Raw genomic sequence first — 721 nt, 5'->3', positions numbered from 1 at the left:
ACACACACACACACACACACACACACAATTGTGATGTAAGCAAGCCATTATATTATAAATCCTATGTTAGCGGTAAATGGAATTCCTGTTTACCGCGTTTCCTCGTTTTCTATTTCTTTGTAATTAATAAAAAAAACGCCTGTCATCCTGAGGCTCTGCCGAGATTTGCAATTAAGCGAGCGCAAAAACGAAACGCATGTTTCGGATTTGCCGAGCGAAAGCAAATTGTAGCCGGCCGGCCCGGCTCAGTGGACCTCCCAATGTTCGCTCCCTCGGGTAATCGTCCTGCTTTTGTTACTATGGCATCGGGCAATTCTCCCCATGTCGCTAATGCCCAGGTGACGGGGAATAGAGGGTGTTTCGCTTACGCTCAACATGACAAGGGTTGAAAAACGGAGGACAAGTTTAAAAAAAGATAACAAACTAACAACATAACCAAACCAAAAAACAAAATGATGAACCGAAAACTACTCAGTCTATTACTTGCGGCGGCATTAGTGACCGGCTGCCGCGACGAACTGATGCCCGAAAGCGCCTCACCCGGATCGGGAGGGACGGGCACGCCGGTGACGGTGCGGCTTTCGTTCGGCGTATCGCCGTACGACTCTCCGGCGGTGGCTGGAAGGAGCGGAGGAATACCCCGCGCCTTGTCGGTAACCACCCCGACGATGGACGTGGAACTCACCGCCGTCCCCGATACGGCATCGGATGCGGGAACGCG

The 721-nt window shown here is 51.5% G+C and carries 1 protein-coding gene; it reads left to right on the top strand.

The window, feature by feature from the left end; all coding sequences use genetic code 11:
* A partial coding sequence (locus tag NMU02_RS13665; RefSeq protein ID WP_255028525.1) for a hypothetical protein occupies positions 1-389 on the top strand: 389 nt, incomplete at its 5' end.
* Positions 390-721 lie beyond the last annotated feature (332 nt).

It is taken from the genome of Coprobacter tertius, from assembly GCF_024330105.1.
Taxonomy (GTDB): Bacteria; Bacteroidota; Bacteroidia; order Bacteroidales; family Coprobacteraceae; genus Coprobacter; species Coprobacter tertius.
Note: the sequence above shows the minus strand (reverse complement) of the source record. Positions and strands in the feature narration are given on the sequence as shown.